Source organism: Stieleria mannarensis (assembly GCF_014154935.1).
GTDB lineage: Bacteria > Planctomycetota > Planctomycetia > Pirellulales > Pirellulaceae > Stieleria > Stieleria mannarensis.
This window is the reverse complement of sequence record NZ_JACEHH010000008.1, coordinates 88,418-109,730: the sequence shown is the minus strand read 5'-3', so window position 1 is coordinate 109,730 and position 21,313 is coordinate 88,418. Positions and strand designations below refer to the sequence as shown.

Annotated in this window: 9 protein-coding genes; all 9 read right to left on the bottom strand. The window is 59.7% G+C overall.

Going from position 1 to position 21,313, the window contains the following annotated elements:
• Positions 1 to 84 precede the first annotated feature (84 nt).
• Positions 85 to 9,789: a tetratricopeptide repeat protein gene (locus H1B37_RS07610; protein WP_182866040.1), complete on the bottom strand. Its 9,705-nt coding sequence runs from the start codon at positions 9,787 to 9,789 to the stop codon at positions 85 to 87.
• 388 nt (positions 9,790 to 10,177) lie between these two features.
• Positions 10,178 to 10,900 carry a peroxiredoxin family protein gene (locus H1B37_RS07605; protein WP_182866039.1) on the bottom strand — a complete coding sequence of 241 codons (723 nt, stop codon included), beginning with the start codon at positions 10,898 to 10,900 and terminating at the stop codon, positions 10,178 to 10,180.
• Positions 10,901 to 11,139: 239 nt separating this feature from the next.
• Entirely contained in the window at positions 11,140 to 13,602 is a 2,463-nt protein-coding gene (locus tag H1B37_RS07600; RefSeq protein ID WP_182866038.1) for an ABC transporter permease, read from the bottom strand.
• Positions 13,603 to 13,615: 13 nt separating this feature from the next.
• Positions 13,616 to 16,000 (bottom strand): hypothetical protein, encoded by a 2,385-nt coding sequence (locus H1B37_RS07595; RefSeq protein WP_182866037.1) that lies wholly within the window; start codon positions 15,998 to 16,000, stop codon positions 13,616 to 13,618.
• A gap of 146 nt (positions 16,001 to 16,146) precedes the next feature.
• Positions 16,147 to 17,091 (bottom strand): ABC transporter ATP-binding protein, encoded by a 945-nt coding sequence (locus tag H1B37_RS07590; RefSeq protein WP_182866036.1) that lies wholly within the window; start codon positions 17,089 to 17,091, stop codon positions 16,147 to 16,149.
• A 38-nt stretch (positions 17,092 to 17,129) separates the two neighbouring features.
• Positions 17,130 to 17,552 (bottom strand): GntR family transcriptional regulator, encoded by a 423-nt coding sequence (locus H1B37_RS07585; protein WP_182866035.1) that lies wholly within the window; start codon positions 17,550 to 17,552, stop codon positions 17,130 to 17,132.
• A gap of 271 nt (positions 17,553 to 17,823) precedes the next feature.
• Positions 17,824 to 18,753 carry a hypothetical protein gene (locus H1B37_RS07580; RefSeq protein WP_182866034.1) on the bottom strand — a complete coding sequence of 310 codons (930 nt, stop codon included), beginning with the start codon at positions 18,751 to 18,753 and terminating at the stop codon, positions 17,824 to 17,826.
• A 113-nt stretch (positions 18,754 to 18,866) separates the two neighbouring features.
• A complete protein-coding gene (locus tag H1B37_RS07575) occupies positions 18,867 to 20,627 on the bottom strand; it encodes an FMN-binding protein (RefSeq protein WP_182866033.1) in 1,761 nt (586 codons plus the stop codon).
• Positions 20,627 to 21,214 (bottom strand): peptide chain release factor family protein, encoded by a 588-nt coding sequence (locus tag H1B37_RS07570; RefSeq protein WP_286177511.1) that lies wholly within the window; start codon positions 21,212 to 21,214, stop codon positions 20,627 to 20,629. The genes H1B37_RS07575 and H1B37_RS07570 overlap by 1 nt, the downstream gene beginning before the upstream one ends.
• Between the last annotated feature and the right edge of the window lie 99 nt (positions 21,215 to 21,313).

Sequence of the window (21,313 nt, the reverse complement as noted above, 5' to 3'; positions counted from 1 at the left end):
GGCAACCCAAAAAGCGAAGCTTTGCCCCGCGCCGACCTCGGAGAGGACGGCGACTCTCCACACGAACCCGAAAACGAAGCTGCGTCATTCGGGACTCGCCATCAACGCCTTCGGAACTGCATCGGGCCAGTCGCCGGTCAACCGAATCTTGCGGACGTCCAGGTCGCGGCTTTCGGGACGATACACGCCCGGTCGCTCGTGCCCTTGGACGGGAATCGATGTCAACGGTTTGTCGTTCAGGGTCAGAGCCAAGTGGTCACCGTCACGTGACATCCGCAAGCTGTTCCAGGCATCCTCCTCGGGCACGTTTTCAGCGGCGATCGGTTCGTAGGGCGGATCCAGGTCCGTCGCGCTGATGAACCCGACCGATGCCAAATCGCCGTTGGCGATGATCCAGTCGGGCGTGGTTCCTTCCGGCGACAGTTGCAACACGGTGCGACCGATCGTCGGCCAAAACTCGGTTTGACCCGACTTCCAAAAGAACTCAATTTCGATCGATTCACGATCTTGGATCGGACGCAAGTACTCGATGTGGCTGGCGGGGTCATAGTTGCGACTGCTCGCCGGTTCGCCGCGGTAATGCAGTTTCCCTTCGCGGACACTCCAACCGCCGACCAAAGGACCCTTGGCCAAATCTGCTTCCATCTTTTCGCGGAATTTTAGGATGCCCTCACGTTTTTGTTTCGGTCCGATCGGCAGCAACATCTTGGGGATCGATTTCCCGCGCGTCAGAACGCCCCAGCCCCGCATGGTCGGATCGATCAAGTTGACTTCGTCGGGGATCGTGGGAGAACCAGAAAAGCGAACGTTACGGAATTGGGTCGTGCGGTACTTGTGGTGATGGACCGAAACAAACGGATACGACGTCGTCACGGTATCGTTGACGTAGGACTGGCCGTTGCACAGCCCTTCAACGGCGTCGGGGGAAACCGAAACGGATTCGACGTTCAGCTTGCCTTGGCGAATCGAGTCGACCTTGAATTCAACATTGCCGCGGTTGCCCATTCCATAGACCTTCGCGGTTTGTTGCCACCCATTGGCTTGGTAAATCACGCCGCCGTAGGCAAGGTCCGCTTCGCCCCAGCCGCCGTCTTGAATTTCCGCGGAGAAGGTGAACGAACCACTGAGCGGATACTTGAACATCAGGTACGTTTGCTCGTACCCGCTGGTCCCGCTGATCCAGCCGTCGGGTTTGATCGTGTACATCGGCGGCAACAACACGTTGTCACCGCGATAGCGTGCGGAGATCGGAACGACAATAAAATGTTCCAGCGGTGATTCGGTCGCTGCATGGGCGGCTCGTCCGACGCCCATCGCCGCCCTTGCGGAAGCGACCGCGGAAGTGATGAAATTGCGTTGTCCGCGGATCGCGTAGGTCTTGATGTGGCGGAGCATCGGTTCGGCGATCGCGACGGGCAATCCGGCTTCGAATGCACGGACGACCAAGTGTGTTTCCAACGCCGGAAACCGAAGCGTTTTGTCGTTCTGTTTCGGCAGATTCTTGGCCAAGCGATCGCCGACCGCTTGCAACGTCGGCGTGATCTCGGCAATGACCGATGCCGAGTCGCCACGGTTGGCTTTGGCGATCGCCAGTGTCAACAGCGCCGCCGCCATATCCGCTTCATCGCCGGCGGCTTTTCGATTTCGCTGGAATTGTTCCAGCAGCGACGTGGCATTTTGCGTTGCCACCGCGGCATCGATCAACATCACCAACGAATTGACGACCGGAAAACTGTCCGTGCTCGTTTGCAGATTCAAGACCGCATCGAGCATCGGGTGTTGTCGGCGGACGATCGGCGGCGGGATCTCATAGCTGACCAAGGCGTCGAAAGACACGATGGAATCTTCATCGTCGGCACCGAACGTCAGCTTCTTCAGCAGTTGGATGCGTTTATCGACGGGCAGTTGTGAAATCGCCAGACAGACGTGGGATTCGAATCGATTGGAATATTTTCGCTGCGTGTTCAGATGGTCCGTGATGGCCTGTCGGAAGACGGGGGCGAGGTGTTCGATCAACCCGTCATCGATCAACTGGACGGTCAATCGTTCCAGGCTGCGGCGTTTGTAGTCCTGGATGTCGGCACCACTCGGGTAGTTCTGTGTCTCAATCGTCTCCAGTTCGGATCGGATGTAGTCGTCGATGACTTCACCGTCACCGCTGGCCTTGGCGATCGCGACATGTCCTAGGGCAAGCTGTCGGCGGATGAAGCGGTGGCGGTTGGCGGTGTAGCTGTCCGAATTGATCAACGCATCGGTGCGGCTGATCAGCTCACCGAGCTTTGTCACGACCGTCGCGAAATCGGCGTCGTCGGAAGGTGCGTCCAATTGGAGGAACTCCGACGCCATGATCGGCCAGACCGCTTGCATCACCCGATCGATCACATCGGATTTTTCTCGTGATGCATTGGCCATCTGGCTGGTGATCGAGGTGACCGGTCCGGCGTTTGCGGAGCGTTGCCCCAGTGGCGGCAAGGGTTCGTCGAGGGCCGCGATCAAACGGTCCAGCGACGCGGCAAGCCGTTTCGGTTGCTCGGCGGCAAACGCGAGTTGAACCATCGCGATCGACAGTTCGACGTTTTTCTGGTCCGATTCCAACCGTTTCTCAAGTGTCGCGGCGACGTCGTCGGTGCGGCCGGACAGCGCCGCCGCGGTCGCCAGCGCCATCGACGCCGAGCTGACGACGATGTCGCCGTCGGATCGGAAGGGATCATAGGACGTCGACGCGATCCGTTGGGAATAGTCAAACACCGCCTCGGCTCGGCTGGTGGGGACGAGGATGGCCAAATAGGCGTCGGCGATTTTGCCGATCGCCTGGCGATCGATCTTTGCCTCGCGGTCATTCCGGTACGAACCTTTTTTGAACTCCAATGAAATGCTGATCGCGTGTGACAATGCGTCGGTCACCGTGGAGACGCGTTGGGCCAACAGATCCATTTCGGTCTGTTGCTCGCGACCGGTGTAAGCCGGTTGGTTACGTGACGACGTGATCGCGAACGCATCGCCGCCGCCGCCGGAAAGTTGTCTCAGCGGCGGCCCGTTCTGCAGCGCCAATCGCAACGCCCGCAGCGAGGTGTCGATCTCGCCCGCTTTGGCCGCGTCCTTGGCGACCTGCAAACAGTGTTCCGCCAACGATTGCGACAGCGGCGCGTTCGCGTCCGATTGGGCGGCGATCAAATCCAAGATCCGGGAGAGCGATTCAGACGCGTCGCCGCTGATTTCCGCGAGTGCCAGGGTGATCGACGAATCGTTGGCCGATTCAGCCACCTTGCCGATGTAACGGACCAATCGTTCGCCGATCGCGTGATCCGTATCCCGTTTTGATCGGCTGGCCGCCCGGGCGACCGGATACAAATCGAACAACGCGGTGGCCTTGACGCGGTCGATGGCCTGGTTGCCCTTGCCGACGAGTTCGGATTCGGCCGGCAATCGTTCGAACATGGTTTTGGCAAATTCCGCAGTGGATTTATCGCCCAGGTAACACGCCGTCATCAATTGTAGCGCCGCGAATTGCCATGAATCGGCGTGATGTTCCGCCAGCTTGCCTACGCGCTCGGCAAACGAACGGGCGGCGTCTCGCGAATCGTCACTCGAAACGGCGACGCGAATCGCAAGGGCCAAACTCGACGGTGCCTCCGAGCCCGCGATCGCGTCGGATGAGGCTTCCATCAACTCGACGGGGTTCGAATCCAGATCCTTTTCCCAGGCGTCGATCTGAAGGATCAGATGGTTCGCCGCGACTTCGGGGGTGATCTTTTCGGCCGCCAAACCCGCCCCATTTTCAAACGCTTCCTTTCGGTTGCGGCTGCCGCCCCACCGCTTTGCACTTTCAAAACGCTCCGGCTTGGACAATCCGGCATGATAGACGGTCAATGCATCGATCGGCGCCTGACACGCGACCAATTGCTCGGCAACCCACTGATACCATTCCAACTGCTGATAGTCTCCGTAGCCCGGGTTGTATTGATTTTGGCTTGAAAAATCGGTGACTCGGAAAAGTTTCAGTAGCAGCTCGCGGGCCTCGTCGAATCGCTCGGCTTTCTTGAAGGTTTCGATCAATCGAGAATCCAGTGTGTACTGCGGACTGCTGCTCGAGGAATTGCTCGATTGCTTGGCCTCTTGGTAAACGTCGACCAGGAAGTCGGCCGGCACACCGTCGACGTTTTCCAAGACCTGTCCGGCTTGCCACAACAGCCCGGAACAGACCGTCGGCGTCTTGGATTGATCGTCCTCGTCGCGCCGGATGCATTCCCGCATCGTCGCCAGGCTTTCAGAGACGCGTTCCGGTTTGCCGGTGTCGACCAATGCCAACAGGAACGTCGCGCCTTTTTTAAGCGACTCGTTCTCGAGCGCCTCGGTAGCCGCTTGGCGGAATTGTTGGTTTGCGTCGGCGTCACTCTGGATCGTCGCCAAGGTGTCGGCGAGCGGTCCGATCGCAAAGCCGCCACTGCTGCGACTGTTGACGGCCCACAGTTGCGAGTTGGCCGAAAACGCGTCGTTGCTGCAAACGGCATTTAAAATTGCCTCGCGATATTCCGGAATCTGCTTGCGTTGTTCCTCCGGCAAATTGCGGACGATGTTGTAGACCTGGGTCTGGGCGGCGGGAGATTTCAACAGGTGCGCGATGAAGTCCCGTTTGGCATCACTCAGCTCGTCGCGGGATCCCAACCTGGCCAATTCATCCATGCGGTACGTCGGGATGCTTTGCACCGGGAACTTCATCAACCGACGGTACATTTGGTCGATCACTTCTTCACCCGCCGAGCGCACCGCGTTGGTCATCTTGTAATAGTCGTTGCTGAACCGACTGGGGTCTTTCTCGAACGCGTCCAAGTACAACTCGACGGCTTCCTTGTTCTTTTTGGCTTTGACCAAGGCGTCGGCGCGGGCGATCATTTGAGGCGCGCTGACTGGCACATCCTCGGACAGGTTTTCCCAGACTTGGTTCGCTTCGTCGGCCCGCCCCGCGGCGGTGTACAATTCGGCCAATTCCTGCTTGGGACGAATCGCCTTGGGGGAGGATTCGACGCGCCGCTTCGCGCGCTCGATCAGCGGTTCCAAGCGGCCCGCGGACTGCAACACCGAAACCGCTTGTTGTTGATAGTACGATTGGTTGCTGTTTTGGGAGCGGCCCGAAGCGAGACGTCGCATCAGCGAGTAAGCGACCTCGGCCGCCGCCTCTTTGTCCCCGGCCGAGAGAAACGCACGTGCAATTTGCAGTTCGGTGTTCTCATCACGGACGCGGCCGCTTCGTGTGCGAGCGAGCATCGCGGCGGCCTGGTCGTTCAGGCCCAATCGTTTCAGCTGATCGGCCAGGGCGAGTTGCATCTGCACATCCAGCCGCATACCGAACAGACGCTCGGCGGCGACTTTGGCCCGTTCGGTGTCCCCGATCTCGGCGGCCAAATTCATCGCCGCCATTTCCTTGCGGACCAACATTCGACTGTCCAACGGGCTGAAGGAATCTAGCGTTTCGAGTGCCAATCGAGGTTGCTTCAGTTCGCTGGCCAGTCGGGCACGCTCGATCTGCAAGTCGACGTCGCTGGGAAACTGCTTGCACAGTTCGACCAACACCTCGTAACACTTTTCCGGGCGATCGGCCCACCAATGGGCGTACGCGGCGACGACCCCGCGCGTCTTCTGTTCTTCCGGTGGTGCGTCGCTGAGTGGTGTTTGAAGATGTTGGATCAGGTCCGTGGACAGCGTCGGCGAGGCGGGCTGGGGACTGACGGTTGTCGCTGCGGCATCCTGAGAGGAATATGCCAAAACCTGCTGCGCCAAGTTGGAATCCAGCAAGCGAGGCGACAACGGGCCGCGAACACGGACCGAGCGAAACCCGCCACCGATCTGGGTGTAGGTGTTGACGTAGCCATCGCCGAGTGACGTCGAACGACCGGATGTATTGAGTGTCGACTTGGACCAGCTTGCGATCACGGCGTCGACCATCGCCTTTTCGTGCCGCTCGGCAAACGCTTTGGCATCTTGGCCGCCTCCCATCATGACCTGGGTGATGGGGCTGAATCCCTGGACCGGTGCCTTGGCTTTTTCGCGTCGTGCGGCCGGCAACAGTTGCTTGACCAATCCGTCGGCCTGCTCCGGTTTTCCCAGACGCAGATAGAATTGAATCGCGGCGACAACCTCGTCGTAGCTGGCATCCTCACCCGGCGGCTCGGGCGCGAATTGTGCCGCTTTCTCTTCTTGGCCGGCTAAACGGAACTCGTGACCCAGAATCGCCTGGAACATCATTTCCGCGGCGCCGGGTGGCATTCCCATCAACAGGGCAGATGACAGTCCCGACGCTTGCACGCGCTGGTTGATCGACGCCAGAATCTCAAGTTCTTCCTCGGTCAACGGCGTCATGTCGGGTTGCTGTTGGGCCGGCATCGCTTCGGCCATCATTCGCTGGGAAAGGAACTGCAACAGCGGCGTCATTCCATAGGTGGGATCGAGTTCTGCCAGCCGCCACATCATCTTCATCTGTTGTTCGCGCCTGGCCTCTGCTTTTGCTTTGGCCGCTCCGGACAAATTGGACGGTGTGGGGCCGAACGGACTTGCTGATGGCTGATTGCTGACCAGCGACATCACATTGGTCAGCGCGAACCGCTCCCAGATCTCCAGCGGGTCGGTGACACTGTCCCAATCGGCGACCGCAAACTCGGAGTCCAGCTTCGCCTGCACCGCCTCGGTTGCGTCGTCACCGAGTTTGTCGATCGCTTCGTTCATCAAGATCAACGACGCGGCGATCACGCGGGCATGTCCGAACGACGTCGGCTCGATCGTTGTCGTCGTGGTGGAATAGGAGTAGGACGCATTGGCGTATCGGCCGATCCGCAGCGTCCGAGCCAACTGGTAAGACGATTGGCTCCAATACATCGGGTTGGATTGATAACCCGGCGGTCGTCGATTCGTCGTCGACGGTCGGGTGGGTTGCTTGCGTCGTGTCGGTGCCGGAGCGTCGATGGGGAAATCGGATGTTCGAATCTGCTGGGCCAGTTCGACCGCACGGGTCCGGTTCGCATCCGTCTCGTCGTCGCTCCCATCCATCAACAACAACTGTGCGAGGACAAGTTTGATGTCCCACAAGCTGTCGTCGGATCGAAGCGCTTCTTCACAGATCGCGCGTGCCGTTTTGGTATCTCCGCGTCGGGCTGCCGAACGGATCATGGCACCCAGGCGCGACGGATCGGACAGGAACGACAGCCGTTGGGACAGGGCCTGGGCCACATCGATCATGCCGGTTTCCAGTTGATACTGGATCAGTTTGAATCGATTCTCGGGTGTGCCGGCCAGTTCGGTGATTCGCCGCTGGTATTCCGCCGCCTGTTCCACTTCATCGGCCGCATCGGCCAAGCGGACCATCGTTTCCAATAAGGTCACGTCGCGCGGCTGGACGGCCAGTAATTGATCGATCGCGCTGATCGCCGCACCAAAGTCTTGGACCGATTCGTGGGCCGCCGCGATCATCAAGCTGGTCGTTCGAGTGTTTCCATCCTTGCGATTGATCTCCTCGATCCGCCCGATCAACGTCTGCAGGTCGGTTTTGCGATCGTACAGCGGGGCGAGGGAGCGGATCACGTTGATCTTGTCGTCGATCTTGGGTTCATAGTTGAACGCCTGCCAAAACAACTCGATCGCTTCGTCGGTGCGATATTGGTCGGCGAAATGGGCGGCCAACATTCGTCGCGGTGCGTTGTCTCGCGGTGCGACCGTCATCGCGCGGCGGAGGGCGGTGATCGCTTCTTCATCGCGGTTGATGCCGAACGCGGTTCGGGCATAGAACTGATACGATTCGGGGCTGGCCGGATTGGCGTCGATGACGGCCTCACAGGTGTGAATCGCTTCGTCCGTCTGGCCCAGACGGACTTGCAATCCGGCGACGCGTTGCAAGTAATTGGTGCGGAACCGGCTGTCCGCGGTGGCCAGTTGTTCGAACAGATCCGCGGCATCGCCCAGACGGTTCTGACGCTCGGCCAAGTCGGCGGCGACCAGCAACACGTCGGTGTTGTCCGGTTCCATCTCCAGGGCTCGTTGAATCGAACGTTCCGCGTTGACCAGATTGCCGGCCGCGCCGTGCATCAACGCCAACGTCCGCAACGAATCGACCGATTCGGGTTGATCGGTTAGTTCTCGGATTTGCTGTTCCAACGTTCCCGAGGATTGGTACACGGCGATCCGGTCTTTCAGCAACTGCTCTTGCTCGTCCGGCGATTCAGCGATCGTTTCGGCCGCATCCAGTCTCTTCAGGGCTTTGTCGTATTGTTTGGCATCGGCCAGCTTTGCCGCGTAGCGCAGCTCTTGGGCAAAGGTCAGGTCGAACTGTGCGGCTTGGTCCCAAGCGTCCAGTGCCAGGTCGGACAGCTTGAATGTCCCCAGCACTTCGGCCAATCGGACCAACGACTCGCGTCCGCGGCGGTCATCACTGGCGATCGAATTCCAGACCTCGATGGCTTCGTCTTTCCGGTCCAGCGAATGCAGGTATTCGCCCAAGTACTCTCGGTATTGGGGAGACGTGGGATCCACTTCGATGGATTGGCGATACAGCGCGATCGCGTCTTCGCTGCGGTCGATGCCGCGCATCAGGTCGGCGACTTGCGACAGCGTCACGGCGTCGTCGCTGCGGGCGGCGGCCAATCGCGACCAGACCTCGGCGGCCGCGTCGCGCCGCTGCTGAAGCGGCGTCTCGGTGTCCTCCAACAACACTTGTCCCCAACGGACCAGATGGTCGGGGTTGTCCGCGTCGCGTTTGGCAAGTTCGGCGAACTGCTCGGCCGCTTCGGCAACCTCGTTCTGATTGATCAAGACGTCGATCAGCGTCGTGCGGGCATCGGTGTCCTCCGGTGCCCGCTCGATTGCCGCAACCAACAACGTTTTCGCTTCGGACAGACGGCCCGCCGTGATCAGGATCCGTGCCAGTCGGGTTTGCAGGGCCAAATCATCGGGCCGCTCGGCGAGTTGTTGTTTGTAGTAGTTTGCCAGCGCGTCGTAGTCACCCGACTTCAGAAAGCCGGCTTCGATCCGGTTGCGAACATCGGTGTGCAGCCAACTGCCGGGGTTCAATCGCGACAGGATTTTTTCCAAGAGCGCCGTCGCCTCGTCCGGTTTGCCGAGGTGCCGTCGCATTTCGGCCGCCTGAACCGCCATCGCGATCTGTTCGTCGGGTTTTCGCGATGCCTTTGCAAGTTGTTCATAGCGTCGCAGGGCTTCTTCATGATTGCCTTCTTCGGCAAGTGTCCGCGCGATCTGGCCACCGACTCGGGTATCGCCGGGAAACAGCTGTTCCAGCCGAGTCCAAACGGCGAGTGACTTTTCACGTTCTCCGGCGCGACTGTAGATCCGGCCCAGCTCGGTGAACATCGGCAACGCTTCGGTACGTGACGGCCCGCGATCGATCGCCCGCTCCATCGCGGCGGCGGCCTGCTCGGTTTGGCCGACCGCCAGAAGGGCGCGTCCGAGATAGAAACTGCAGGCGGCATCGTCGGGGAGTTTTGATTCCGCTGCCGCCAGAATCTGTGCCGCCTCGGCCGACCGACCGCGTTGCAATTGAACCAGCCCCCAAACCATTTGCCGCTGACCAGCATCGTCCGCCTGGGGATCGGACAGCTGTTGTTCCAGGTCGTCCAAGGAATCGTTTTGAACGTGGTACCCGTAGACACGATCCAGCGCGACACCGGGGCGTGGCCGGCGCAGCAAGACTTGCAGGTAGCGTTCCGCGTTGACCCGCTCGCGATCACTGATCGGGTCCGCCTCTTGGGCGTACAACGCCCGAGTCGATGGATCTTGGATCGAAGGCATCGCAGTCAAAAGGGCGACGAGCCAGCACAACATGTGGGGGCGGAGGAAACGATTCGAACGCGCGGTCATGGACAATGGACGTGTCACGAAGATCTCCATGAATGGAAACAGCAGACGAGTCGGAACGAGTGTTTCGTCAACAATCAGCGCTGGTGTCCAGGCTTTAGCCGCCCCTGTCGCTGCGGAGCAGCGAGGGGAAATCGCCTCAAGGCAAGACACCAACGGTTGCGCAATCCCAATTCCGTAGGATTGACGAAGCACTAGTATGCTGGGCTCGAGGTGCGCTCCGCAAGCGATTTCGAAGACTCAAACCGCGATTGCTTCAAAAAACCAGATGCAATGTCTAGAATGCGGCGCCATGATTGCCGCTATCGATGAACGCTTCATCTTATCTGGCCAGCGTCCGCAGCATCGGCAAGAGATCTTTGTACAGATCGTCTTGGGGATGGTGACCGCAGGAATCGGATCGCAGGACAAAGTCGCGATCGATCAGATGAAACCCGGGGATCATCTCATACGTCTTTTGGCTGAGCATCGACGGATCGCCTCGGAGCACGATCTGGTTGGCATCGCGATCGAGATGAAAGTGTACGGCCCAGTCGGCGACTTCGGACTGGGTCGGGGCCGAGACGGATTTTCCGTACAGCAAGACTTGCACGAACACCACGTCCTCGCTGCCGAGGGTGACCCCGGCGTATTCTTGCGCGTAATGTTCGATCGACTCCAGTCCCGGTTGAACCCGAAAGCTGCCGAACGCGCCGTGTTGTTTACCGCCGGAAAACGCCTGACAACCCTCGCATGGAATCGCCACGTATTCGACCAAGATGACTTTGCCCGAGAAATCGGACAGCTGCACGGTTTGGCCGGTCTGGTCGGCCAGGATCAAATCGGGGAATTTGTTGCCACGCACCGGAGGCCAATCGCCGACGACCACCGGATCGGCCGACCGCAAACCGACAGCCGACGTCAATTCGACCGGCAATTGATTGATCGCGCGGTCGACGAGCGGTCGGGGCAAGTTGCCGGTCGCCTTGAGCGCTGCCAAGCCGATCGGGATCAACAGAACTGTGCCAACGACAATCGTCAAAACCGATTTGATCAAACGAACCATCGATCGAGTTTCCATTCAGGTGAGCGTACAAGAAGGTTCGTCAAGCGTACGTCACGGTTAATTCGCCGTGGGTCGCCGTGTTCTCCGAACTCGGCGGATCGAGACAGCGAAGCTTAGCCCGAAGCCGACCTCGGAGAGGACGCGATTTTCTAGTCATTTCGGGCATGGTTCATAGGCGATGGATGGCCACGCCCTTTGGCCATGACGATCGTTGCGGACCGGCGACGCCGAGCGAGTTGTCAATCGACCGCTAGCCGACGCAATTGATCTATCGACGCATCGACATCAACGGCGATCTTGATCCGTTCACTCAATCTCGGGTCTCGGAAATAGTTGGACACCGCTTGGCCGCTGACCAGATACGCCTCACGTTCCAGTCTCTGGATCTCGGCCAACCCGTCGTACCGAAAACTCTCGCCACGGTCCCATTGATCCAACATGTACTTGCATAGCTCGTCGACGTATCGGTCGGCCCGTGCCCGTTCGACCGCCAACCACCACTGCGTCGGCTTGTGACTGTACTCGCCGGCAAACTTTTCACCCAGCGATTTCGACTGATACTGACGCCAACTGCGGATCAGACTGTTGCGGCGTGACTGTTTGATAAGCTCCTGCTCCGGAACGAATTGAATTAATTCCATCAGTTCCGGCGTCGCGCCGTCCCGATCGACGTAAGCCTTGATCACCCGCGCCGCAATCAGGTCGGCCATCTCAGCGACACCCATCAAGACATTGAAATTCGCTCCCCCGCCGACGGCTTGTTCCCGCGTCAAACGCGACCACTTCAACAACACCCGGACCGCAGCAAACTGTTTCTCGCGGGCGTCAGCAAACCGCGGCGCAGCCGGATACACTTGAGGCTTCAAATAGGCCGCGGGTTCCACTCGAACGAAGTCGTGATGTCGATGAAGTGGGTGATCGGGTTCCACCTTGACGATCTGCAGGATTTCCTTGAACGAAAGGTGTTGCCCGATGCTCGCCGCTGACAATTCCTTTGCGATCCGATCTTCGCGCCCCTCGGGACTCACGGTCGGCTTCAGGGCCAAGGTTTGAAGCCGGCGCACGAAGGCCGGGTCCAGAATCGCAACCTTTTCGGCGGTCGAGTCCATCGTAGGCAGTTCGATGGAAACCATCTGTTGTCGCCACGCGACGCGTGGGGCCGGGGTCGTCACGTGCCGTGCCCCCAGCACCACCACGTAGGGCAAAAACAACGCGGCGGCGATAAATCCGATCATCGGCACCACGTACGCCTTCCCTTTCTCTCCGGCCATCCATTTCGACGTCAGTCGCCATGATGCCAGCATCAGAATTGCCGACGACAAAAGCAACACGGCAGAAGCTCGCGTGTAAAACATCAGCAAACCGGCCAGCACGAACGCCGCCAGCTGGACAAACACGGGGCCGGCAAAAAACGCCAACGTCGGACGTGGCGACCACTGTGAAACCAATTGCGTCAGGGCAAACCCCGCAATGACGACCATCGCGGTGATCACCAACCGATTGTCCCAACTCCTCGCCAGCGCGCGGTCGACGTCCGTCGCATCGTGATAAATCCCCGCCGCCACCATGATCGCCAAGACAATCATCGTGGCACACAGTGTCGGCCAGACGCGCGTCAACCAGACCTTCGTCGGGGAGATTCCGCGGTCATACAAAAACACACATCGTTGGCGAACCGAATCGCTGTAGAACGTCAGCGCGGCGATCATGAACAACGGCAGGATGGAAATCGAATAGCCGACCACCACGAACTCGTTATTCGGCAACGCGGTGAATAAAGCACCGGTGATCGCCACCATCGTCAGCACGACGAGCTGCCAACGGATCGGTCGCACCTGCAACCACAACAGCGCGAACAGTGGCCGTGGCCGGCCGAACACCATCGCCCCAGCAAGTTTTGACGACGTTACATCCGGGGGAGGCCGAAACGCGCCCGTCGGCGATTCTGCGAGCGCTCGCCCTGCACGGCGAGATTCCGGCCAAGTCAATCGTCGCCATGCGGCCAGCAGACTGAGCCCGGCGAGCACCAGCAACGCCACCACAACCAACAGGGCAAACGTCCCGGCGTTCTCCTCGATCACACGCTGCGGTGGACCGCGAAACTGTGCCGCGGGCAGGAGGATGATCGATGCGTAGACGACCGCCCAAATCGCTGCCATCACCAGCGGCACCAACACCACCAACGCGGTGATCGGAGAGCGAAACCAATAGGCCGTCGTAAAGCTGGACAACATCACCGCGATGCTCAGAGCCACCGCGCAGGCGCAGTGAATCCAAAACGGTTCGGGCAGGCCGCCCTGCAGGCGAATCCGGTTGATCCAATGGTCGCTGAGCGCAGACCAATAGGTCAAAAAACAACCCGTCGCGACGATCCACGCCAGCAACAAACAAACGCTTGTGACCAACAACTTGCTCGCCGCAATCGTCTTCCAACTGGCGGGAAGGGTTTGCAACCAAGCCAGCGAGCCGCTCTCTTCTTCCCCACCGATCAACACCGCCGGGGCGCCACAGGCGATCAACATCGGCAGCAGCATCCAGATCGCATAGGCCAACCCCATCCGCTCGGTTCCGACATGCGCGAATCCGGTGAACAACCCCAACATTAGGAAAAAGCCCACGATCATCGCCGGCGTGGCGATCGCCAACGTCCGCACCGCTCGCGCGTCCTTCCAAATCATTCGCTGCAGGATTCTTTGGTTCATCGTCGTGCTCCACTCATCGGACGCGATTCTTCAAACGGTTGATCGACTCGCGGGTTTGCCACCAGTACAGCGGACGCATCTCTTTGTACAAAGACGCTTGCTGCGCCGAATACGTAAAGTTTGGAATCTCCCAAACTGCGGCCATCGATCCGGATTTCCAATGCTGTTCGGCAAGCCTGACGATTTGGTCGACAAAGCGTTCGCGGCGTAACTTTTCGATCGATCGAATCAACGCGGTTCGCGGTAGCGCTGAATTGTTGCCGTCGGTTGCGATGTCTTGCCAAGCCCGAATCAGACAGTTCCGGCGCGATTCCAACACCAACGCATCATCCGGAAACAATCCGGCCAGTTCCTTGATTTCTGGCGTCATGCCGCGTTCGTCGAGATGCCGGTTTAGAATGTCAGCGGCACACCATTCGGCATATTCTGTGATTTCACTCATCCGCTCGAATGCAACTTGGCGGTAGCGGGCCTCCTCACGCACCATCCGTGACCACTTCAACAACACCCGGGCGACACGCAATTCGACGTCAAGTTGATCGGCGCCGTAACGGCCAAGTGAACCCGCGTCTGCTCCGGCGGTGTACGGTGCGGGCCAATAAGGAACACGGGCGACCAATTCGTCGAACGAAACGAATTCTCCGACCGCCCTCTCCGATTCCAATTCCTGCGTCATTCGTTCGTCGAACCGATCACTCTTGGGCGACTGCAGCAATTCGACGCGAAGGTGACTGTTCCAAAACACGTCCTCATTCGGATCGGCTGCGGGAAGGATCTCGACGGGTTCATCGCCCGCCGGTCGTGGCGGGAATTGGTAGGCCAACATCCGCGTCCGCCACTGCGTTTGTTCGGCCGGGATCGTCGCAATTCGCGTCCCCAGAACCAGCAGGTAGGGCAAGACCAATGACAGCGCGAAGTAACCGACGAATCGCGCGGTGTAGTCTTGCCCCAATGATCCAGACAACCAACGCGGTGTCAGCCGCCACGAGGCGAACAAAAACACCGGGATCGACACCAGCGCGGCCCACAAAGCGCCTTCGCGGTAGCCGTCAAAGAGTGGGTAAAACAGCAGGAACGCCAACACCGCGAAAACGGGCGCGGCCAGAAAGGCGAACACCGGTCGCGGCGCCCACTGTGAAACCAATTGGCACAGCGCGTAGCCGACCAACATCAGCGTCGTGCACAAAAAAAACTCTTCGAATCGCAGCCCGTCGTTGTACAGCAAATGGCACAACGACTGGCTTGCCAGCATCGCCAGGAAAACCAATCCGGTCGCGATCGACGTCGGCATCAAACGCGTCCGCCAGACTAAAGTGTGGGAAACACCCCGGTCGGCCAGAAACACACAGCGGCGGCGGACCGAATCGCCGTAAAACGTCGAACCGGCGATCCCGAACAAGGCCACCGCGGCCACCAGGCTGGCCAGTTCTTGTCCGGCGCTTCGACCCCAGACGGCGGCCGCAATGCCGAGTGCACCGACCAGCGTCATGATCGAAAGAATCCAAACGTTCTGCCGCGATGCCTGCCACAACAGCGCCCGCGTTTTGGTCGGCCGCCGATGAATCAACGAGACCCCGTACCACGAGGTCGGCACGGTGCTGGGTGGTCGAAAGGCGTCGCCGGAAACACGCTGCTTGATCCGCCGGCCGAACGATTCATCGGGACCGGCCAGCCGCCGCTTGGCCATCCGCTGATGAAGTGCAACGAGCAAACCGATCGCCACAACGATCGGCAGCGTCAGCACTGACCAAAACTGCAGCGTCGAAATCGCTTGCCCTCGCGGACGCCCCTGCCCTGTCGTTTCCAGCAGGTATTCCTGGACGCCGACAAACGCGAACGCAAACACCACCATCGCCGGCAACACCGCCAACAGTGCGTTGATCGGTGAACGAAACCAATACGCCATTATAAAACCGGTCAGCAGCAATGCCAGACTGAACACCAAATTGGGAACGACACCGACGGCAGACCAATCCGGCACGTTGCGTGTGTTCTCGGCCCATGTGATCACGTGCTCGGGAAGAATCACCCATTGCATCCAATACAGAAAACTGCCCAGCACCCAGACGGCCATCAGTGCCGCCAAGGCGACCAGCAACTTGCTGGTCGCAACCCCACGCCAACTGGCCGGCAACGTCCGCAGCCACGCCAGCGATCCACTCTCCTCTTCGCTGCCGACCAACAGTGCCGGTGCACCGAAGGCCAGCAGATTCGGCAGCACGATCCAAATCATTCGCGACAGGCCCAGTCGCGTTTCATGGTGCAGATCCATCACTGCGTCGGCGATCAACCACCACAGCGCGTTGAATCCGATGATCGCCATCACCGTCGCGATCGCCAACGGCGCCAGCGTTCGCGCGTCTTTCCACATCAATCGCTGCATCACTTTCTGGTTCATCGGTTGGTTCCAAGTTGGCGATGGTTCGAATGGCTCGGCCAGAAGTGTTGGTGTACAGGTTTAAGCCGCTCACTGTCCCTGCGTCGCAGCGATCGAGAATCGCCTAAAGGCTGGACACCAACGGTTGCTGAATCATGTCTCCCCCTTCACACCGCCGGCACACCCGGCTCTGGTTGGGTCATTTCTCGCTGCTGGGTCGGCCGGACCGCGTTGGTGTCGCAGACCGCCACAAAAATTTCTTCCAACGTCGGCGTCTGCTCGTCGACTTTGATCACGCCGGAATCGTCGCCGTAATCGCTGCGCCAGTCCTCGGCCAAGTCTCGGACGATCCAACGCATCTGCCGCCCGTTTCTCGCTTCGGTCAACACTTCGCCACGCGGCATCACGACGGCGGCATCACCGTGTTCCATCGTCGCGGTGACGACCCGCGTCGCATCGCGAAGAGCATCCAGGGGCTGAACGAGTTTCAAATCACCTTGATGCAGGATGCCGATCCAGTCCGCCACCCGCTCGACCTCGTTGATCTGGTGACTGGAAAGCAACACCGTGCGGCCCAACGAAGCCCGATCGACCATCGATTCCAAGAATTGACGACGAACCATCGGGTCAAGTCCGCTGGTCGGTTCATCGAGGATCAATAACTCCGGATCGTGAGACGTCGCCAGCGCGAGTGCGACCTTTGCCCGCTGGCCCTTGCTCATGTTTTTCAACTTGATGCCCGGCGGCACATCGAATCCCATCAACGTTTCCGCATATCGCGTCGGAAACTCATCGTCGTAAAACGCCGACGTGAACCAACCGATCTCATCGGCCGTCATCCATTCGTACATCGCCGGAGCGTCGGAGACATAACCGGTTTGTTGGCGGATCTTTTGGCCGTCCTTTAAACACGACAATCCCAACACCGACGCCGATCCGCTGTCGGGCTTCAACGATCCGGTCAAGATCCGAATCATCGTCGTCTTTCCGGCGCCGTTTTCACCGAGCAATGCAAAGACGACGCCCTTGGGAATCTCCAAACTGACGTCGACGAGCGCCCGATTGCGGCCGAACGATTTGCTGATGTTTTGTAACGAGATGACGGCGTTCATGTCAAAATGCTTCCCGATAGAAGACAAGTGGAGGAGGATCAGGCGTTGCCGTTGCCGGAGACGTGTTTCGCTTTTTCAATTCTCGCGGATTGTCGATCCAATTCCGCTTCGAACAATTCACGCAGTTCCGCGGTCGTCATGCCACCGGCCAGAGCGTCGGCCAGAGCTCGCCGGACACTTTCGGCGACCAAAGAGTTTCGTGCCTTGGTGCAACGCTTGATCGCATCGCGACGGACCACCATGCCGCGGCCCCGCAACGGTTCCAACACGTGATCGGACTGCAGCTCCTGATAGGCACGCGCGATCGTGTTGGAATTGATCGCCAAGTCACTGGCCAGCTGGCGGACGCTGGGGACCATCTGGCCGCCGACCAAAATCCCGTCGGCGACGGCCAGTTTGACCTGACGAACGATTTGTTCGTAGATCGGAATATCGCCATCGGCGTCAATCGAAAAGAACATCCAAGCCATCCCCATCTGAAAGCGGCCTTCGGTGTACCTGTGTCATGGTACAGCGGCTCGGGAGGGGTGTCAAGGGAATTCGTGGGAGAGGCTGCTGGTTGTCCCCGTTGCACGGTTGTCGGGTGCTGGACGAGGCGACGAGTCCTTGCGGATTGCCAGCTGCGGGGACTCCTCGCGTCGTCCACTACCGTTCACCCGAATCTAAAGGCCAGACGGGATGCTAGCCAGTCAGGCCGGCGTATCGACAGGCTGGAAGCCGATCCCACTTCCGCTACGCCTGTTCCCCATCCAGCGCCGGGATCCGGCGTCCGGCGATCGATCGAAACGCGACGACACAAATCAAGGCGGCAAACGGCATTACTAGCGGCAACCCGATCCCGAACAGGCTGAACCCGACACCCATCACCACAAACATCACCACGACCAGGAAGAACGACGTCATCGGATTCACCTTGGTCATCTCGAGCGACTCGCGAATGACCGCTCCCCCGCAACGACCCTGCATCGCCAGCGGCACCACCGGCCACAGTCGCATCGCCGTGAAGGTCAGCGCCAGAACACTTGCCAGGAAAACCCCGATCGTCGTCAACAGACGGATCTCGGTCGCCTGAACGCCGCTGGCCGCATTGATCATCACGACCGCCAAGCCGATGATCACTGCACCGAACAGCATGCCGATCGCCAATGTGACCAACAGTGCCGCCAACACCGCAATGCTCGGAACGAGCCACGACCGATGCCTTGGGGGCACGTCACCGTTCTCGTCAGGCTGGGCGTCGCAAACGTCCGCTGCCAGATTCATTGCAAACCAGACCGAATACACGATCAACAGCAAAAACCAGGGCGATCCGATGGCGATCCACATCAACGCCAGCGGTCGGTTCGTGTTCGCCAGATCATTCAGGTGCGCCAGCGGAACGATCAATCCCAACAACACCAGGACCGATGGGATTAGAAACGGCACGAATAGCGGACGACGTCGTTCCGAAAGCACCGACTGGGTGTCGGTCCAGATGCGTTCGATCGTGATGCTTTGATAGCGGTGTTCGGGAGACGGCTTTGGCACCGACTCGGCCATCGACGGCGCCGCAGCGGTGAACTGGGTTTGGCAGGCCGGACAGACCGCCGCCTTGCCATCGGCTTCGATCGGCAACTCCAGCGACGCGTTGCATGACGGACAGGTTTGTTGGAACGAACTCATCGCCGCAGTCTAACATCGGGCGGGTGTCGATTGTTTAAGTGACGGATTTGATCGTAGCGGATGTCGCCAAGACTTTCGCACGCCGCGGGCCCTCTCTGGCGATTGCTGGATTCTTATCTGACGAGGATCGCGACGATCAACAACCCGATCGCGACGCCGTCGGCGAACTGCGCGCGATCGCTGCCGGCACTGCGGCGCAGGTAATCGAGCAATCGCCCGGTGGGGCAACCCAGTCGGCAATATCCCATCGGCACCAGCGCCGACAACACCAGTGTCAAACCGGCCAAGGCCAGTGCCGTCCAGGGCGCGATGGAGAAAAGATACGCATGGAAGGGCTCCCACGACGACAAATCGACCGCGGGGAAACGCAGCAGCGTGAGGTACGCCACAACCAGCATCGTCCCCGGAATGTACTTCAGCACCGCGATCAGCTTGGCCGGCGGTTTCCAAAATCGCTTGCTTTTGTGATGCGGCCGAATCAATTGCTGAAACGCCCCGTGCGGACAGAGGTGGTTGCAATAGGGGTTGGACTTCCAACCGACCGGCGCGACAAATGCCACGACCGCGATTGCGGCTAGTGCCGGTGCCAATCGCCAAGCGATCCCGCCGCCGCTCCAACCGCTGATCAAGGCCAACGAAATCAGATTTCCCGACCACAGTCCGATCACCGCGATCACGGCAATCAGCCAAGCGTTCCGAATCCGCGACCCGCGAAACCAGCCACGCATACGAAACAGCGGGATCAAGCACAACACGATCACGCATCCGATCTCCGCCGGCGTGATTCGAATCTCGCCGCCGCCGGAGAGCCACGCGGCCCAGCGATTCCAAGTCGATCGCCTTGTTGCATCCGATTCGGCCCGCCGTTGTTGGTTCACCAGGAATCGATCGGCCGAGGCGACCAGGGTTTCGGCGATTGCCATGCTGGTCATCGTCGCACCGGACACTCCTTCGACCCGTTCTTCTTGCAAATCCATCGCCGCCAGTTCGGCGACCGTCTTGCCCTTGAACAGCGCCCAGAAACCGAATTCGGTCTTGCAGTAGCGGACGTAGGGCTGGTTGTCGAACGAGGACCGGAGCTTGATGTCGGTCACGATCAATGGTCGCGTCTCGGTGCCCTCGGTCGGATCGGTCGGATCGACATTGATCAACAATTCCGTCGGCCCTTGGTATCCGATGATCGAATCGGAAAGCGGACCGGTGCGAATCAGTCGGCCGAGCTGGTTGCCGTTTGCATCCAGGACAACCACGACGTCCGCTTCGCTGTGAAGCGATGACGTTTCCGGAAACCAGTCTTGCAATTCTTCGATCGTCAATTCATCGGGGAACACCAACGAAGACACCTCGCCGCCGATCCGGCGGAGCACTCCCTTGGCCAGGGCCAGTGAAGTCAGCGTTGCGCCGGAGACGGCATCGACGTTTTTCCCCGGCGGTGGGCCGGCCCAGGTCCAGTCGGAAAACTGTTTGAAAAACGCGGCGTCGTTCTCGACCGCGGCGACATGTTCTTCGGTGTCCGCGCTGTCGATCAGATCGACAGCGACGATGTTCAGTTCCCCATCGACCACGATCATCGCTTCGCTGGGCCCACGGTAGCCGATGATTTTGGATGCCGCGGGCAAGGTCCTGGCGACGCGTCCAATCGCGGTCCCATCGGCGTCGTGGACGGTCCAGAATCCGTTGGTATCCTTGGCATCATCGATCACGCTTGCCGCCGGTAAAAACGGACGGATCGCCTCCAGGCCTGGCGGTGACGTTGCGTCGGTTGGTTCCGGCATGTCGCGGCGCGGCGAGGGAATCATCAGCAATAGCGCGGCGACGACACCGGCGCGAACACTGTGCACAACGATGGCGCGAAAGGACCCGGAGCGTTTCATCAGTGCAGCGGTAACCGTTCGTGATGGCTGCGGACCCGATTGGTCCAAGCAAGCGCCGGGCCGTAGGACCGAATCAACGAAACGATCTTGCTGGTCGACACCGACCACTCCGGCGCGAGCAAACTGGGCTGTCCCCCGGCCACCCACAGGTCATTCAGCACCAACGCCAACACGGCCGGCTTGTCGTCATTGGCGTCGTTCAGCCGCAGCGAATGGTTTGCATAGCGGCGGCGGATCGTGTCCTCATGTCGTTCGGCATTCCAAGCGCTCGGATCGAGCGGGCTGGGCGTGCGAATCTCAATCGCCAACAGGTAACGCAATCGCAGCAGTGCCACGTCACGGTTTTGTGCCTGGCTGCGCCGCTCGGTCGCTTCGCCAACGATTCCCGTCGCCCGGTGGGTCAGGAACGCGCCGGAGCTGGTTTTGTTGCGGTGCTGACCGCCCGGACCGCTCCGCCGCTGCGTCCGCAGCTCACAGGCCTCCAGCAACCGACCGCCGTCGATCACCGCCGGATGCGGCGGATCGATCACCCGACACTCCATCCGCGATGTTGCATCGGGAACGATCGCGGTGGGTTTGGATGACATCACAAGGTCGATGAAGGAGGTAAAAACAAGAGCCCGAACAGTATAGAGAATTTACGCGCCCGTTGGTGTCTAGCCTTTAGGCGATTCCCATTCGCTGCG

What these genes read in the sequence shown, in the direction of transcription:
- H1B37_RS07610 (WP_182866040.1), bottom strand. Translation starts at nt 9,789, where the DNA reads ATGCCTTCGATCCAAGATCCATCGACTCGGGCGTTGTACGCCCAAGAG.
- H1B37_RS07605 (WP_182866039.1), bottom strand. Translation starts at nt 10,900, where the DNA reads ATGGTTCGTTTGATCAAATCGGTTTTGACGATTGTCGTTGGCACAGTT.
- H1B37_RS07600 (WP_182866038.1), bottom strand. Translation starts at nt 13,602, where the DNA reads ATGAACCAAAGAATCCTGCAGCGAATGATTTGGAAGGACGCGCGAGCG.
- H1B37_RS07595 (WP_182866037.1), bottom strand. Translation starts at nt 16,000, where the DNA reads ATGAACCAGAAAGTGATGCAGCGATTGATGTGGAAAGACGCGCGAACG.
- H1B37_RS07590 (WP_182866036.1), bottom strand. Translation starts at nt 17,091, where the DNA reads ATGAACGCCGTCATCTCGTTACAAAACATCAGCAAATCGTTCGGCCGC.
- H1B37_RS07585 (WP_182866035.1), bottom strand. Translation starts at nt 17,552, where the DNA reads ATGTTCTTTTCGATTGACGCCGATGGCGATATTCCGATCTACGAACAA.
- H1B37_RS07580 (WP_182866034.1), bottom strand. Translation starts at nt 18,753, where the DNA reads ATGAGTTCGTTCCAACAAACCTGTCCGTCATGCAACGCGTCGCTGGAG.
- H1B37_RS07575 (WP_182866033.1), bottom strand. Translation starts at nt 20,627, where the DNA reads ATGAAACGCTCCGGGTCCTTTCGCGCCATCGTTGTGCACAGTGTTCGC.
- H1B37_RS07570 (WP_286177511.1), bottom strand. Translation starts at nt 21,214, where the DNA reads ATGTCATCCAAACCCACCGCGATCGTTCCCGATGCAACATCGCGGATG.